Origin of the sequence: Dyadobacter linearis (genome assembly GCF_907165045.1) — a bacterium.
GTDB lineage: Bacteria > Bacteroidota > Bacteroidia > Cytophagales > Spirosomataceae > Dyadobacter > Dyadobacter linearis.
On sequence record NZ_CAJRAU010000003.1, the window covers coordinates 33153 to 49500 of the forward strand.

Sequence of the window (16348 nt, forward strand, 5' to 3'; positions counted from 1 at the left end):
GTTTGTCAAAAGCGAAAACCGAGGCTGAAATTAAATTCGCCCGTGATTTGCAAACCCCTGGTATAAGAAATTCTGGAAGAATACGCTTCCCTGTCAACAAACCTGGAACCGAGCCCGCCATTCAAACCGATCTGGAACTTGGGGGTAACCTGGAAATTCACATAGTTATTTACGATCAGGCCCATTCTCGTCATCGTATTGGATCGCCCGCCATTAATATACGTTCCGGTTGTGGGATCGTAAGTGCCGCTATTGTCCCACCTTTCGCCTCTTCCGAAAAACAAGCTGGGCCCAACTGCGTATGTCACTTTCCTTTGCCCAAAAGGATAGATTTTTAGTCCGGGCGACACGTAAAACATGAATGAACCGTTTGTGTCGCTTACATCCATGTAGGAGTAGGTTCCCGGAATCGTTATCGTTAAAGGTAATAACAAACCGAAATAACCCTTTTTGTCCAATAAGACTTCGTAGCTCACGCCAAATCCCGGCCCGCTGTCCAATGCTTTAAAAGGCGATATATTGATCATATTCCCGCCCAAAGGCTCAGAATCCTGCGGGCTGACGGGTTTTTCCTGTGGGCCCAGGCCTCTCCTCCGGCCGCGGTCGAGCTTGTCGCTGATGAAAACGGTCTGCCCGTTGTCAAACTCAATCCGCGAAACTTCACTTTTAAGGATCACGAAATTGGCGCTGCTCTCGGAATTACTGATTTTGTAAGTGATCCTGTCAATGCCAACTTCTGTCACTTTTCCTTCAACGGTCTTGCCGTCTTTTTTGACGATCACATCCTGGGCGCTCGCGGCAAGAATTCCCAGGGAAAGCAGCAATGTTAATGTAGCGTTTTTGATCATGGCTGAAATTAGTTGTTCGTTCTTTTGAAATTTATACAAAGTAGGAAAAACCGATTGATTTTTTTGAATGAACGTTAAAACCCGAAGTTCTGTTATACCGACGGCTATAAGCCGATTAGTATGATCCTGGCCGCAAGTCACAACCCGGCCGCTAAAAAACACAAATGACATTTCAGGAATTAAACCTCATTGAGCCAATTACAAAGGCTCTCAAAGAAGAAGGCTACGACACCCCTACCCCCATTCAGGCAAAAGCAATCCCCATTATTTTAGACCAAAAAGACTTGCTGGGCTGCGCGCAGACCGGTACAGGAAAAACGGCAGCTTTTGCAATACCAATGCTTCAATTGCTTCATAATAAGCCGGTTGGAAATTCGGAAAGACAGCGAATTCGGGCATTGATATTAACTCCGACGCGTGAACTGGCGATCCAGATCGGCGAGAGTTTTGCTGCGTATGGTCGCTATACCGGCTTGAAACACACCGTGGTTTTCGGAGGTGTTGGTCAAAAACCACAAACTGATGCATTGCGAAAGGGTATTGATATCCTCGTAGCGACGCCTGGTCGATTGCTTGACCTTATTACTCAGGGTTTTATAAAGTTAAATCAACTTGAATTTTTTGTACTGGATGAAGCCGATCGCATGCTCGACATGGGATTTGTTCACGATGTTAAAAAAGTGATCAAGCTTCTCCCACAGCAAAGGCAGTCGCTGTTTTTCTCGGCTACGATGCCGCCGGCAATTGTTGCGCTGGCCAATACGATCCTTATTCAGCCGGTTAAAGTGGAGGTTACCCCGGTTTCTTCTACGGCCGATACGATCAGGCAATCGGTATTCTTTGTTGATAAATCGGATAAAAACAATCTGCTTCTGCACATTTTGAAAGACCAGTCTATCTCGACTGCGCTTGTCTTTACCCGTACCAAACACGGTGCTGATAAAGTTGTAAAAGTGCTGAGAAAAGCGGGCGTTACTTCGGAGGCTATTCATGGTAATAAGTCCCAGAATGCGCGTCAGAATGCATTAAAGAACTTCAAAAGCCAGACTACCAGGGTTTTGGTTGCGACCGATATTGCCGCGAGAGGAATTGATGTAGACGATCTTACGCATGTGATCAACTACGAAATCCCTAACGTACCAGAAACTTATGTGCATAGAATAGGCAGAACGGGCCGGGCGGGAGCGAAAGGAATTGCGTTTTCGTTTTGCGACCGGGAAGAGAAACTGTTTTTGCGTGATATCCACAAATTGATCGCGAAAAACATCCCTGTTGAAAGCAATCATCCCTACGCATTATAGAAATAAATGCGCCGCAGTTACTCGGATATACCATTATCAGAAGCACTGGAACTACTAAAAGAATCTGGTTCGGTACTCGTTGATGTGCGTGAACCCTGGGAATTTGAGGAGTTCAATGAAGGGGGGATTAATATCCCGCTGGCGGAAATACGCGAAAAACGAATACTACTAGATAGCTATAATACAATAGTTGTGATTTGCACAAATGGCGTGCGCAGCAAAGTGGCTGCCATGGATTATTGCCGGGTACCGGAATGGTCTGAGAAAAGCATTCTGCACGTTCACGGAGGTATATTAGGAGATTAACTTGCCAGGTTTTACGACCCGGCAGGTAAATCTCCTTCAAATACTTTCACAGCAGGGCCAATCAAATATATGTCGCTGAACCCGGATTCGGAGTTTTTGGAATACGCTACTTCCAGCGATCCGCCGATCGTTTCTACTTTGATTGGACTTACCCAACCTTTTCTTAAATGAGCTGACAATGCGCAGGCAGTAACGCCGGTTCCGCAACTGTAAGTTTCGTCTTCCACGCCCCGCTCGTAAGTTCTCACGCTGAGGTGATTACCTTCGATTACTTCTACAAAATTCACATTAGTGCCGCCTTTCGGGCCATAAACGGAACCGTAACGTATTTCGCTACCGATATTCACGACATCGACTTCTGTAACATCGTCCACATACGTCACATAATGTGGCGAGCCGGTGTTCATAAAATCAAACTCATCGTAGCGCTCCAAATCCTTCACGCCAGACATTTTCAACCTAACAATATCTCCGTCAACGCTGGCTTCATGCTCGCCGTCGACTGCGATAAATCTGGTTGTATCAGTAAATAAACCCAGATCTTTCGCAAACTGAACAACGCAGCGGCCGCCGTTACCGCACATACTTCCTTCTCCCCCATCTGCATTGAAATAGACCATTCTGAAATCGTAGCCTTCGGCATTTTGCAACAAAATCAACCCGTCGGCGCCTACCCCAAACCTGCGATGACAAATGGAGGCGATGAATTCCTTTGAAACCGGAAATTGTAGGTTTCTATCGTCCACCATCACAAAGTCGTTTCCAGTGCCCTGGTATTTGTAAAAAGGAATTTTCATAGTTCTGTTCTGCGGCTTTTTCCGTCGGTTGAAACCAACGAAAATTAAAAAAATAGGGATTTCTTAATTACCGCCGGTTAAAACCGGCAGTCTATTTAAAAACAAAACCCTGCAAGAAAAAATCACCTGCAGGGTTTTAAATTTTTAGAGAGAAGTTATTACTTCGCTACTTTAAGCTCTTTGATACGAGCAGCTTTACCCTGACGTCCACGCAGATAGAACAAACGTGAGCGACGCACCTTACCGCGACGAATCAATTCGATTTTTGCGATACTTGGTGAAAGAATTGGGAAAACGCGTTCAACAGCTATGCCGTTTGATATTTTACGTACTGTAAAGGTTTCACCACTTGAATTAAGATTGCGGCGTTGCATAACAGTACCTTGGAACTGCTGTACACGCTCTTTGTTACCTTCACGAATCTTAACGTGTACGTTAATTGTGTCGCCTGATCCAAAATCAGGATACTCGGATTTACGATTTTCAATCGTAGCTTCTACGAGTTTAATAAGTTCACTCATGACGAATGCTTTATAGATTTAAAGTAATAGCTTGTTCTCAGCGGATGGGGTGACGCCCCTTCATTCAAAACAACCCAGGGAAAAACGAGTGCAAAGCTAAGATTATTTACGCTTATCTAAAAGCTTTGAAAAGCATTAATTGCAAATATTCCATGAAGGTTTGCAGGACCGATTCGTGAAAGTCAACCGGTTGGCACAGACATTTAACACACAAACTTAAATAGACGCTATCAGAATTATGAAAATATTGACCTCCGCACAGATCCGGTCGCTCGACCAATTCACCATACAAAATGAACCAATATCCTCTCTCGACTTGATGGAACGGGCTTCCAATGCATTTGTGGGTTGGTTTTGTAACCAGTTTGTGAATACGCGCCCGGTATGTGTTTTCTGCGGAAAAGGAAATAATGGTGGCGACGGACTGGCTATCGCGCGGCTGCTGAGCCAGTTGAGTTACGATGTGCAGGTTGTAGTTGCAGATTATACGCCAAATGCTTCCGACGATTTTACGCAAAACCTTGATCGGCTTAAAACGCACTTGAATCTCGCATTTATAAGCTCAGCTGATCAATTCCCGACACTTTCGTCTCAGGTAGTGTGTATTGATACATTGCTGGGATCGGGTTTGTCTCGGCCGGCTGAGGGTTTGCTTGCCGGCATTATTCACAAAATCAATGCGCTGCCTAACAAGGTTGTGTCGGTAGATATTGCGAGTGGCTTATATATGGATAAGGCAAATGGGGAAAATGACCCGATTATTGAGCCAGATCATACAGTGACTTTTCAACTTCCGAAACTAGCTTTTTTACTTCCTCAAAATGTTCGCTTTACCGGCGAGTGGCATGTTGTGGATATTGGGCTGAGCGGGAAATATATTCAGGAGTTGCCTACACCCTATTGGTTTACAGATAAAAAAGCAGCTGAAAAACTTATTCAGCCACGTGGCAAATTCTCGCATAAAGGGACTTTCGGTCACGCATTACTGCTGGCTGGTAGTTTTGGTAAAATGGGTGCGGCAGTTTTATCGGGGCGAGCCTGTCTTCGATCGGGAGTGGGGCTGCTCACAATGCATGCTCCGGTCTGCGGATATGACATTATACAGATCTCATCACCGGAAGCAATGGTTTCAATTGACAAAAATGACAGACATATCAGCCAGTTTCCCGACCTGGAACCTTATTCGGCAGTGGGAATTGGGCCGGGCGTAGGGCAGGAGCCGGTTACAATTGCATTGCTGGAAGAGTTGCTGGATCAGGTCAAAGTGCCCCTTATTATTGATGCAGATGCATTGAATATCCTTTCCAGCAACAGAAGTTTGCTTGATAAGTTACCTCCGAATACTATTCTCACTCCACACCCAAAAGAATTCCAGCGCCTGGCCGGAGAAAGCGGCGATGAATATGAAAGACTGGAACTGGCCAGGGATTTTGCGGGAAAATATCAGGTGATAATTTGCTTAAAAGGCGCGAATACGGCGGTAATCCTCCCAAATGGCGAAGTACATTTCAACTCCACCGGAAACCCGGGAATGGCAACCGGCGGTACCGGCGACGTATTAACCGGCATTATCACCAGCTTATTAGCTCAAAAATACAAACCCGCCGAAGCCGCTATCCTGGGCGTTTACCAGCACGGCCTAGCCGGCGACCGCGCCGCCGAACAAAAAGGACAAATCGCCCTGATCGCGTCGGATGTTGTTGAGAATTTGGGTTGGTAAACATTTTTTGCTTTTTAGCGTTACCAGTTAAAGGATCGGGCGTCTAAAGGAGGAACTCCTAACATAGCTCGATCACATATTGGCACCACTGAAATTTTTTTGGGATACCGGCAACGAAAGTAAGTCTGAAAAAAAGCACGGCATTAGTAATTTGGAAGCCGAAAGTATTTTCAAAGATCCCGTTAAACTGGTCATGATTAGTAACAGATCAAAGGAAGTTCGTTTTCTTTGTATTGGTCGAAGCTATCTTGAAAGAATACTAACTTCTTATTTTATTATTAGAGATGGAAAAGTCAGGATCATCGGGACAAGAATTGCCCGGCAAAAAGAAAAGGAATTTTACAACAAAGAGCGCTAAAACTTTCTTTGTCCAAGACATTCCCAAAAATGTCAGACTAAGAGATTTCGATCAGATCTTGCAAAGTGATCTATCAGCATTATGTCTCCTGTCACGTCATAAAAAGATCGAGTTAAAGGATATGCAAACCACTTAACTCATCAACTAATCATTTGACAATATAATCTTGATATGCAACATCTGGAAAGAATCACAATAGACCCTAATATATGTCACGGCAAACCGGTTATTAGAGGAATGCGGTGGCCGGTTGAAGTAATTATGGACATGCTGGGTTCGGGAATGTCAATAGATGAAATCATTGAAGATCACCCCGAACTGGTCAGGGAAGACATTCTGGCAAGTTTGAACTACGCCAAAATGCTTGTTTCGGGAAGATTGATTAGTCAGGCTGCGTAATGGACTTCATCTGCGACGTGCATATTTCGATCAAACTTGTCAAATATCTGAGCTTGGAGAAGCTCCGGTCATTTATACTTTCTAAATGCGCTCAACTCATTAACTGATAAACCACAAACGCAGACCCATACGCGAGTACCATTAAGTATGCCAGCTGGATCAACGGCCATTTCCATCCGTGGGTTTCGCGCTGTACGACTGCGATCGTACTCATACACATCATTGCGAAAACGTAGAACATCAACAGCGAGAAGCAAACAGCAGGCGTAAACATAGGCTGGCCTGTTTCTGCATTTTTTTCCTGCATCAGCCGCTCCTTCACCGTCGGTACATCTTCCGAATCTCCGCTGATACTATATATAGTCGCCATCGTACCCACAAAAACTTCCCGCGCGGCGAAAGACGCCAGCAATGCAATACCGATTTTCCAGTCATACCCCAAAGGCCGGATCGCGGGCTCGATGAAGCGGCCGAAATGTCCCGCGTAAGAATGTTCCAGGCGGGCAGACGATACTGCCGCGTCGATCTGCTCCTGAGGTGCATTTTGCATTTTCGCAATAGTTTGTTGTTCAGCAACTTCCATGCGATCACCAGGACCATAACTCGCTAATACCCAAAGCACAATGGAAATCGCCATAATCACCTTCCCAGCCTCAACCACGAAAGATTTTACACTATCATACATCGTATAAGCGACGTGGCCCCAGCGCGGCAATTTATAGGAAGGCATTTCCAGCATAAAATAGCTGGTTTCTTTTCTAGGAATAAAAAGAGAGAGCAGCCAGGCCGAGAACAGCGCGCCTATTAATCCTAATGCATATAAACCAAGTAAAACCAGTCCCTGCAAATTAAGGAAACCGAAAACGGTTGTTGAAGGAATGACAAGCGCGATCAAAATCGTGTAAATAGGAAGCCGCGCTGAGCAGCTCATTAAAGGTGTCACCAGGATTGTGAGCAACCTTTCATATCTGCTCGTAATACTCCGTGTGGTCATAATCGCCGGCACTGCGCAAGCTGCGCCGGATATAAGTGGAACAACACTTCTTCCGTTCAATCCAAATGGGCGCATTAGCTTGTCCATGATCACCATCACCCGCGCCATATATCCCGATTCTTCCAACAGGGATACCAATGCAAAAAGTATCGCAATCGGTGGAATAAAGACAATTATCCCAGCAATACCAGCCAATATCCCGTCAGTAATAAGGTCATTCAAAACTCCCTCTGGCAGAGCAGCTTTTGTCCATTCGATCACCTGCGCAATGCCCGCGTCTAGCATATCACTCGGGTAAGTAGCCCACGCGAAAATCGCCTGAAAAACGATGACCAATACTATTAAAAAGCACACATAACCCCAGAACGGATGCAACAGGAAACTATCCAGCTTCCTCGTCCAGTAAGGTTGTTCGGTCTGACCCTGCGATTTGACCGCTTTGGAAACAATCGGTTTGATCTTCTCGTAGCGAGCAATTGTTTCAGTCGCGAGAAAGTTATTTTCGTCAAAACCATATTTCTCGATCAGCTTGTCAAGTCGCGTCCTCGCTGGTTGTTCGAGGAAGGAAAAATTATCGTGCTGACAAACATATTGTAGCGCAACGTAATCATTATCAAGCTGATATATCTCGCGAACTTCTCCTATGAGACTAACTTCACTTTCCTTCGGCTCGTAAAAATTGGCAAGAACCGGCTGCTCTTCTTTCTGGTAAACCTGATGAACTGCCTCTTTCAACTTATCAACACCTTTCCCCGTACGCGCATTGATATTCACCACCGGCACCTGCAATTGCATGGCAAGCTGTACTGCATTCACAGTCAGGCTCATACTCTCCGCCACATCCAACATATTCAATGCAACCACCGACGGTATCCCGAGGTCGCGGATCTCCGTGAAGAGCAATAAATTCCTTTGAAGATTTGACGCGTCGATCACGACGATCACCACATCCGGGAAATCTGGATGTTTGGGATTTGCGAGGATATCCATGACGATCGCCTCGTCTTTGGATTTGGGATAAATGCTATAAAGTCCGGGAAGATCGACGAGCACGACGTTTTTGTCAGCAAGTCCGTCGGTAGCAGGGATTCGGAAAGTACCCGATTTCTTAGAAACTGTAACGCCCGGAAAGTTGCCTGTTTTCTGACGTAAACCGGTTAATGCATTAAATAATGTCGATTTGCCAGCATTCGGGTTACCTACCAGCGCAACTTTTATATTTCCTTGTTTCAATGGAGAATTTAATAAACAACTTGTAAATCTACTCTAACACAATCACGGATGCCTCATTCAGGCGCAGAGACAAGCTATACTGACCACTTACACTAATGCAAATCGGATCGCCCAGCGGAGCAATAGCGTCAAGCCGCACCTCCGAGCCGGGCAGACAACCCATTTCCAGCAACTTTAACGACAATGCACTATCTGTAAAGGATTTTATAATTCCTGTCTCACCTTTACGAAGCTGCGATACCGTTTTCAGTTGCATTTATTCTTATTTAGATTCATTTTATTTAAACCACAAATTAAGCACTATCCGCCCGGAATTCAAATATTTTAGGCTGGAATATGCCGCGTTTCTGCTTCCGATCACCCAAAATCATGACCGTTTTATTATTTCCCTCGGCCTTTATGTCGTATTTTTGCAGTTTGAAACAGGGAATCTTTTATCAGGATTTTAATTGAAAAAAGCTGCCCGCTGATAGCCGATTGCGAGATTTGAACGAGATCAAAACCCTTATCTGGAAAGAAGTAACGCTGGAATGGCGGCAGAAATATGCACTCAGCGGCATGTTGCTGTACGTGGTCAGTACCGTTTTCGTGGCTTATCTCAGTTTTAGTCTACGCCGCAACCAGCTCACTCCGATCGTCTGGAATACCCTTTTCTGGATCATTATTCTCTTCACGGCGGTGAATGCGGTTGCAAAAAGCTTTTCCCAGGAACGTTACGGTCGACTGATCTACTATTACAGCCTTTGCAGTCCACAGGCAATCATCATTTCCAAAATCATCTACAACTCACTCATTATGTTGACGTTGTCGGGTATTGGATTTGGAATTTACTCGCTCGTAATGGGGAATCCGGTCGGTGACATTGGTCTTTACCTGCTGAGTATCCTGCTCGCTGCGATTGGATTTGCATCGGTGTTGACATTGGTAGCCGGTATTGCTTCCAAAGCTGACAACAGTGCGACTTTGATGGCCGTATTGAGTTTCCCACTTATCCTGCCTATGCTTCTGATGACCATCAAGCTGGCAAAAAATGCGCTCGACGGACTGGACTGGTCGGTCAGTACAGACGAAATCACCACACTATTATCTATTGATCTCATAGTAATAACGCTCAGCTATCTGCTTTTTCCTTATTTGTGGAGAAGTTGATTTTCGAAAAAAGGCTGGGTTAAAATTTTAGTAAAAAGACTCAAAATGAGAAAGATCTGGTGGAAAATCCTTTGTATCGTGATCATATTTTATGTGATCGTGATGGGATTAATGGGCGAGGTGCCGCATCTGGCGATCATCAACGAAAGCATCCGCAATACCTACTATCACGTGGCGCTCTGGCTTGCAATGACCACCCTGTTGTTTGCTTCCATGGTATTTTCGGTCCGCTACCTGATCAAAGGGCGGATCAACGACGATGATATTGCGAGTGAGCTGGCTAAATCTGCGATCTTCTTCGGCATTCTCGGTTGCTTAACCGGCTCTATCTGGGCCAATTACACCTGGGGCGATCCCTGGCCAAATGATCCTAAATTGAATGGCGCCGCGGTCGGAATACTAATTTATCTGGCTTACCTGTTGCTGAGAAGCTCTTTTGAAGACGAGCAGCGTAAAGCCCGGATATCGTCTGTTTACAACATTTTCGCATTTGCGGTGTTTATCCCGATCATTTACATTCTTCCCCGCCTCACCGACTCGCTGCACCCTGGAAGCGGCGGCAACAGTACTTTCGGCTCCTATGATTTCGACAACAGCATCCGCAGGGTTTTTTACCCGGCCGTGATCGGTTACATATTGCTCGGATTGTGGCTCGCCGAACTGCGGATCCGGATGAAACGCATTAACCGGGTAAGGGAAGAAATCCCCGATTCAGCTGGCCACGTAACGCATTGAGCCTTTTTAAAGATTTTATAAACATTTCAAATCAAAATTTCGTTAAGATTTTGAGCAATTCAAGAATTACCATGAAACGGATCTTTCCCCTCCTGCTGACCCTGCTTCTTATTACTGATAAATTGTTTGCGCAAGCTTCGGAACAAGCTGTTCCTATGGCCGACAAGCTGCGCGAAGATGGTAAGATCTGGGTCGTGGTGGCTGTGATTGCGGTCGTTTTTGCCGGAATAGCAGTCAATATGCTGCGGATCGATAGTAAGCTTAGGAAAATTGAAAAGGAATTAAATATCAAGTAGTATAACCGATGAAAAAGATACAGATTTTCGGGCTTATCATTATAGCCGTCGCAATAGGAATTATTGTCTCAACTGCCGGGGACGCAAGCACTTACGTCGATTTTACCAAAGCCAAAACCATGGCGCAGGATGGTGACGATGAAAGCATTCACGTGGTAGGAAAACTGAAAAAAGATGCGGTGGGCCAGATCCTGGAAATGGAATATCAGCCTGAAATTGATCCAAACCTGTTCGTATTTACATTGGTAGATAATAATAATGTAGAGCAGCGGGTGGTTTACAAAAACTCAAAACCGCAGGATTTCGACAAATCAGAACAGGTGGTTGTGGTTGGAAAAATGAAAGATGGCACATTCTCAGCCGAAAAAATTCTGATGAAATGCCCGTCCAAATATGAAAACGGGAAAATGGAAACCACTGAACATACTGCTGCAAAATCATGATCCACAGTACAATAGGAAGTGCAGGTCACCTGCTGGTTATTGTTGCATTTGTTAGTGCGCTCTTTGCAACCTTTGCTTATTTTAAATCCGGGACTTCTTCTGCTACTATCGAAGAAACGATAACCTGGAAACGATTTGCACGTATGATATTTTACGTGCACGTTGCGGCGGTTGTCGGTGTGGTATTCTCGCTTTACTGGATCATTGGTAACCATTATTTTGAGTACCATTACGCCTGGAAAAACTCTTCGCTTTCGCTCCCGACTGGTTACACCATTTCCAGTTTCTGGCAGGATCAGGAAGGCAGTTTCCTTCTCTGGATCTTCTGGAATGTGGTTTTAGGCTGTATTCTGATATTCTCAAACAGATCGTGGGAAGCGCCGGTGATGACCGTTTTTGCATTGGTTCAGGCATTTCTTACTTCCATGATCCTGGGTGTTGTTATTCCCGGGCTTGATGTAAAGATTGGTTCTACGCCGTTCTTGCTGCTTAAAGAAGTAATGCCGGATCTGCCGGTTTACAAAATGGACGCCAATTTCATTCCCAAAGACGGAAATGGATTGAATCCGTTGTTGCAGAACTACTGGATGGTGATTCACCCTCCTACCCTGTTCCTCGGCTTTGCTTCTACATTGATCCCATTCTCCTTCGCTATCGCCGGACTCTGGACCAAGAAAATCCAGGATTGGGTTCGACCTGCATTGCCGTGGGCACTTTTTTCAGCATTGGTTTTAGGAGTTGGTATTTTAATGGGCGCTTATTGGGCTTACGAAACGCTCAACTTTGGTAGCTATTGGAACTGGGATCCCGTGGAAAATTCGTCTATCGTTCCCTGGATCGTATTGGTGGCGGCTGTGCATACGATGATCATTGCAAGAAGGAATGCGACTGCATTGAAAACTTCTTTCATACTGACGATTGCCACATTTATCCTGATCCTCTACTCTACATTCATGACGAGAAGCGGGGTTTTGGGAAATGCATCGGTTCACTCGTTTACCGATCTGGGTCTATCCGGCCAGCTGCTGATTTATCTGCTCACATTCACCATCGTTTCGATCGGATTATTGATATACCGCTGGAAATCGCTGCCAAGTGACGAAGAAGAAGTTTCCACTTACTCACAGGAATTCTGGATATTCATCGGAGCGACTTTATTGTGTTTGTCTGGTTTTCAAATACTTGCAACCACTTCAATCCCGGTTTACAACAAGATCGCAGAAGCATTTGGTACTGTATTGAATATGGCATTACCCGCCGATCAGATCGCGCATTATAACAAGTTCCAGCTCTGGTTCTTCTCGCTGATCATCGCATTAACGGGTATCGGACAGTTTTTCTGGTGGAAACGAACCGGAAAAGGAAACTTGCAGGCGCTCTATAACCCACTACTGATCGCACTTTTGATCAGTGCGGCGGTGATCACTTTCAAGGGTGTAAAAGACATTCAGTACATCGTCCTGCTCACAACCGCCATTTTTGCGATTGTTGCAAACGGTACTATTCTGCTCAATATCATGAGAGGTAACTACGGATTATCTGGCGGCGCGGTTACGCACATTGGCGTTGCGTTAATGCTTGTCGGTATCCTCTTTTCTTCTGCCTACACAAGGGTTGTTTCGATCAATAATTCGGGTTTAATGATCTCCCGGAGTGAAGAGTTTACGAGCAACGACAACAAGGAGAACAAGGAAAATATTACGCTCTGGCTTAATAAGGCAGAGAAAATGGGCGATTATATGCTCACCTGGCGCGATGTCCGCGTGGAGCCGCGCCACATTCCGGGCTACATTCCAAAAAGCTGGGTTGATATCGTAGAAGGCGATTTCCACGCTGTTGCATTACGCGACATTGAAGTCGATGGCAAGAAATACAATTCAAAGGGTGACACGATCGAGATTTTCCCTGAGAACTTCTACTATGAAATCGAATACCGCGAGCCTTCCGGCAGGATATTCACCTTGTTCCCCCGCGTACAAATCAACCCACGCATGGGCGGCATTGTTTCATCGCCGGATATCCAGCGCAAGGTTGATAAGGATTTGTATACCTACGTTTCGATGGTTACTAACCCGACTGCCGAGCCCGTTTGGAGCCAGACTGAGAACTTTACCGTCAATCTTCGGGATACTTTCTTTGTTAATGATTATGTCGCAATCCTTGATAACGTAGTCAGGACTGAGGAAGTGGAAGGTGTGACTTTGGGCCAGGGCGACGCGGCTGTGAAAGCGATTGTCCGCATTCTGGATAAAGACAAAGAATTTGTAATCACGCCATCGTTCGTGATCCGCGACAGAATGGTAGCCCGCAAGCCCGAGACCAGCAATGAGCTGGGTATGCGTTTGCAATTCCAGGAAATCAACCCGCAAACCGGTCAGTTTACCTTCGGTGTCAATACCACCCAACGTGATTTTATCGTCATGAAGGCCACCGAGAAACCGCTCATTAATATCCTTTGGCTCGGTACATTCGTACTGGTGATCGGCTTTGTGATGGCGACGATCCGGAGGTTTAAGGATTTCATCAAAATGAGAAACAGGGAATCGGCTTCGGCTGCTACGCCCAAGACAAAATCAAAAGTGGTTACGGCCTGAGATTAGATATATGATAAAAAGGGTTCAGTGATACGCTGAACCCTTTTTTTATGCCCTGAGTGCAAAATAGAAACGCACCCAAAAGCTTCTGTATGTATCTTTACGTAAAAATGTACTATTTTCAATAATCCACTAATATATGGTTACTGAACTGATTAAATCGCCTTTGGGCCGACTGCGGATCATCGCATTTATAGAAGGAATCTCCTATCTCGTGCTATTAGGCATTGCTATGCCATTGAAATATTTTGCTGGTCTCCCTCAGGCTGTAAAAACGGTCGGTATGGCGCATGGAGTGCTATTTGTCATGTTCGTGATCCTGCTTATCCAGGTCGCAATAGAAAGAGAATGGTCGTTTAAAAAATCCTTTTTATCATTTTTATCATCGATCATTCCCTTCGGGACATTTTACGCTGACGCCAAGTGGTTCAGAGAATAGCTTGCCCCCAACATTCCTAAATCCTAAACCTGAAAAGTGCTAACCAAAGCTAACCTAACCTGCCTTTTTTTCTGTTTAATCGTATTTAAAAGCGTTGCTCAGAAACCCAATGAAAATTACCAGTACCACATTCACTCCGCTGTATCCGATCTGAAAGTCGACGGTGTTGCCGATGATATTGCATGGTCGTCGGCGGAAACTGCCAATAATTTCTTCATGATCACGCCGATGGATACCAGTTTTTCCAGGGCGCAAACGGATGTGAAGATGTGCTACGATAAGGACAATCTGTACATTCTGGTAATTAACTACAAGCCCGTAAAAGGCTCGATCGTGGTAGAATCGCTGAAAAGGGATTTTTCTTTTGGTAAAAATGACAACTTCCTGTTGTTCATGGATACATTCGACGATCGTACCAACGGATTCTCATTTGGCGCCAATGCAGCCGGCGCACCCTGGGACGGACAACAGGGCGACGGCGGAACTGTGGACCTCAGCTGGGATAATAAGTGGGTCAGCGCAGTAAAAAACGACGATGATAAATGGGTTTGGGAAGCTGCAATACCTTTTAAAAGTATTCGGTACAAACCTGGTATCACACGCTGGGGTATCAATTTTAGCCGGCAGGACCTTACTATCTCTGAAAAATCGGCCTGGGCGCCGGTACCAAGGCAGTTTCCCTCCGCCTCACTAGCCTACACAGGCGTGCTGGTTTGGGATACCCCGCCACCCAATCCGGGACCTAATATTTCAGTAATCCCCTACGCCGCGACGCGGCTGACGAAAGATTACCGGACTGACTCACGTCCCAATTACAAGCCCGCAATAGGTGGTGATGTAAAAATTGGATTAACTCCTTCGCTGAACCTCGACCTGACCGTCAACCCCGATTTTTCACAGGTAGACGTGGACGTGCAGCAAACCAATCTCGACCGTTTTGAGCTGTTCTTCCCCGAGCGCCGGCAGTTCTTCCTTGAAAACGCCGACCTGTTTGCCAACTTCGGTTATGCAAGTATCCGGCCGTTCTTCTCTCGGCGCATTGGTTTGGGCGTGCCGATTCAGTTTGGAGCGCGGGTAAGTGGAAAGATCAACAAAAATTGGCGCGTGGGGCTCCTCGACGTGCAAACCGGCTCAAACGACACGCTTACCCCGCATAACAACTATGCAGTGCTTGCATTGCAGCGCCAGGTACTCGCGAGATCCAATGTAAGGTTCATTTTTGTAAATAAAGATGCGACCAATTTTGCGGCTGAACAGCATGTAGGTACAAATCGCTATAACCGGAATGTGGGCGCGGAGTTTAACCTCGCAAGTGCCAAAAACCTCTGGACTGGTAAGGTAATGGTCCTCAAATCTTTCACGCCGGGAAAAACAGGTAACGATTTCACGCACGCGGCAGATTTAAAATTTAACAAAGCAAACTTCTTCTGGCAGTGGCAGCACGAATATGTGGGTGCAAACTACAATGCAGAAGTAGGTTACGTGCCCAATGCAGTGCGAATGGGATACTACAAGATCAGCCCGAATGTGGGTTATCTGTTTTTTATAAAATCCCCCAAAATCATCAGCCACGGCCCGAAGTTGGTCAGCAATGTGTATTGGGACAAAAAATTTAATGTCAGCGACAAAGAATTTACGCTCTCCTATAATATCAATTTTATCAACCGCGCGACGATTTCTGTGTGGGGTGGAAGTTACAACATCCGCTTACTACGCCCGTTCGACCCGACTAACCTGGGCAGCTTTACGTTACCAACCGGAGGCATTCACAGCTGGAAAGCAACCGGTTTCGATATTGTTTCAGGACCACAAAACCGGCTTACATTCCTAACATCGGGCATATTTGGTGGCTATTATCAAAACGGGCACCGGAACAACCTACGCGCTGAGATCGGTTACCGCGTGCAACCTTACGTAGCGATTACGATGGCTGGAAATTATAACGATATCCGCCTGCCGGAACCCTGGAATCGGACGCAGCTCTGGCTCGTCGGGCCTCGGGTTGATGTGACATTTACCAACAAACTGTTTTTCACCACATTCATGCAGTACAACAATCAGGCTGACAATATCAACCTGAATGCGCGTCTGCAATGGAGATACAAGCCCGCTTCCGATTTATTTATCGTATACACGGACAACTACCTTCCTGAAAATTTCCGCGTTAAAAACCGCGCTGTGGTTCTCAAACTTACCTATTGGTGGAATTGGTAGG

16 protein-coding genes and 1 pseudogene are annotated in these 16348 nt (G+C 45.7%); 12 read left to right on the top strand and 5 right to left on the bottom strand.

Features of this window, described 5'->3' with window-relative positions:
• Positions 1–5 precede the first annotated feature (5 nt).
• A complete protein-coding gene (locus tag KOD92_RS10585) occupies positions 6–848 on the bottom strand; it encodes a hypothetical protein (protein WP_215233551.1) in 843 nt (280 codons plus the stop codon).
• Positions 849–1012: 164 nt separating this feature from the next.
• Here KOD92_RS10585 and KOD92_RS10590 point away from each other — a divergent pair.
• Both KOD92_RS10590 and KOD92_RS10595 read left to right on the top strand, forming a co-directional pair.
• Positions 1013–2146: pseudogene (locus KOD92_RS10590) on the top strand (DEAD/DEAH box helicase); the annotation flags it as partial.
• 9 nt (positions 2147–2155) lie between these two features.
• A complete protein-coding gene (locus tag KOD92_RS10595; protein WP_215233553.1) occupies positions 2156–2455 on the top strand; it encodes a rhodanese-like domain-containing protein in 300 nt (99 codons plus the stop codon).
• Positions 2456–2466: 11 nt separating this feature from the next.
• On the opposite strand, the gene dapF is transcribed toward KOD92_RS10595, so the two are convergent.
• Complete coding sequence (dapF, locus tag KOD92_RS10600) at positions 2467–3252, bottom strand: diaminopimelate epimerase (RefSeq protein WP_215233554.1); 786 nt, start codon at positions 3250–3252, stop codon at positions 2467–2469.
• Positions 3253–3410: 158 nt separating this feature from the next.
• Positions 3411–3773, bottom strand: a complete 363-nt coding sequence (gene rplS / locus KOD92_RS10605) for a 50S ribosomal protein L19 (RefSeq protein ID WP_215233555.1) — start codon at positions 3771–3773, stop codon at positions 3411–3413.
• Between the two features lie 238 nt (positions 3774–4011).
• Here rplS and KOD92_RS10610 point away from each other — a divergent pair, with 238 nt between their 5' ends.
• From KOD92_RS10610 to KOD92_RS10620, 3 genes are all read left to right on the top strand, one after another.
• Complete coding sequence (locus KOD92_RS10610) at positions 4012–5493, top strand: NAD(P)H-hydrate dehydratase (protein ID WP_215233556.1); 1482 nt, start codon at positions 4012–4014, stop codon at positions 5491–5493.
• A gap of 79 nt (positions 5494–5572) precedes the next feature.
• Complete coding sequence (locus KOD92_RS27705; RefSeq protein ID WP_215233557.1) at positions 5573–5851, top strand: BrnT family toxin; 279 nt, start codon at positions 5573–5575, stop codon at positions 5849–5851.
• Positions 5852–6022: 171 nt separating this feature from the next.
• Positions 6023–6250 carry a DUF433 domain-containing protein gene (locus KOD92_RS10620; RefSeq protein WP_215233558.1) on the top strand — a complete coding sequence of 76 codons (228 nt, stop codon included), beginning with the start codon at positions 6023–6025 and terminating at the stop codon, positions 6248–6250.
• Between the two features lie 91 nt (positions 6251–6341).
• Here the strand turns inward: KOD92_RS10620 and feoB are convergent, their stop codons facing one another.
• On the bottom strand, positions 6342–8477 hold the full coding sequence (gene feoB, locus KOD92_RS10625; RefSeq protein ID WP_215233559.1) for a ferrous iron transport protein B: 2136 nt from the start codon (positions 8475–8477) through the stop codon (positions 6342–6344).
• A 28-nt stretch (positions 8478–8505) separates the two neighbouring features.
• Positions 8506–8733, bottom strand: coding sequence for a FeoA family protein (locus KOD92_RS10630; protein ID WP_215233560.1), 228 nt, complete (start codon positions 8731–8733; stop codon positions 8506–8508).
• Between the two features lie 221 nt (positions 8734–8954).
• On the opposite strand from KOD92_RS10630, the gene KOD92_RS10635 reads away from it, so the two are divergent.
• From KOD92_RS10635 to KOD92_RS10665, 7 genes are all read left to right on the top strand, one after another.
• On the top strand, positions 8955–9626 hold the full coding sequence (locus tag KOD92_RS10635) for a heme exporter protein CcmB (protein WP_406566165.1): 672 nt from the start codon (positions 8955–8957) through the stop codon (positions 9624–9626).
• Positions 9627–9671: 45 nt separating this feature from the next.
• Positions 9672–10361 carry a cytochrome c biogenesis protein CcsA gene (gene ccsA / locus KOD92_RS10640; RefSeq protein WP_215233562.1) on the top strand — a complete coding sequence of 230 codons (690 nt, stop codon included), beginning with the start codon at positions 9672–9674 and terminating at the stop codon, positions 10359–10361.
• A 71-nt stretch (positions 10362–10432) separates the two neighbouring features.
• Positions 10433–10657 (top strand): CcmD family protein, encoded by a 225-nt coding sequence (locus KOD92_RS10645; RefSeq protein WP_215233563.1) that lies wholly within the window; start codon positions 10433–10435, stop codon positions 10655–10657.
• An 8-nt stretch (positions 10658–10665) separates the two neighbouring features.
• Complete coding sequence (locus tag KOD92_RS10650; RefSeq protein WP_215233564.1) at positions 10666–11100, top strand: cytochrome c maturation protein CcmE domain-containing protein; 435 nt, start codon at positions 10666–10668, stop codon at positions 11098–11100.
• Complete coding sequence (ccsA, locus tag KOD92_RS10655; protein ID WP_215233565.1) at positions 11097–13694, top strand: cytochrome c biogenesis protein CcsA; 2598 nt, start codon at positions 11097–11099, stop codon at positions 13692–13694. Before KOD92_RS10650 ends, ccsA (KOD92_RS10655) begins: the two co-directional genes overlap by 4 nt.
• Positions 13695–13833: 139 nt before the next feature.
• Positions 13834–14133, top strand: a complete 300-nt coding sequence (locus KOD92_RS10660) for a DUF3817 domain-containing protein (RefSeq protein WP_215233566.1) — start codon at positions 13834–13836, stop codon at positions 14131–14133.
• 36 nt (positions 14134–14169) lie between these two features.
• Positions 14170–16347, top strand: a complete 2178-nt coding sequence (locus KOD92_RS10665; protein WP_215233567.1) for a DUF5916 domain-containing protein — start codon at positions 14170–14172, stop codon at positions 16345–16347.
• Position 16348 lies beyond the last annotated feature (1 nt).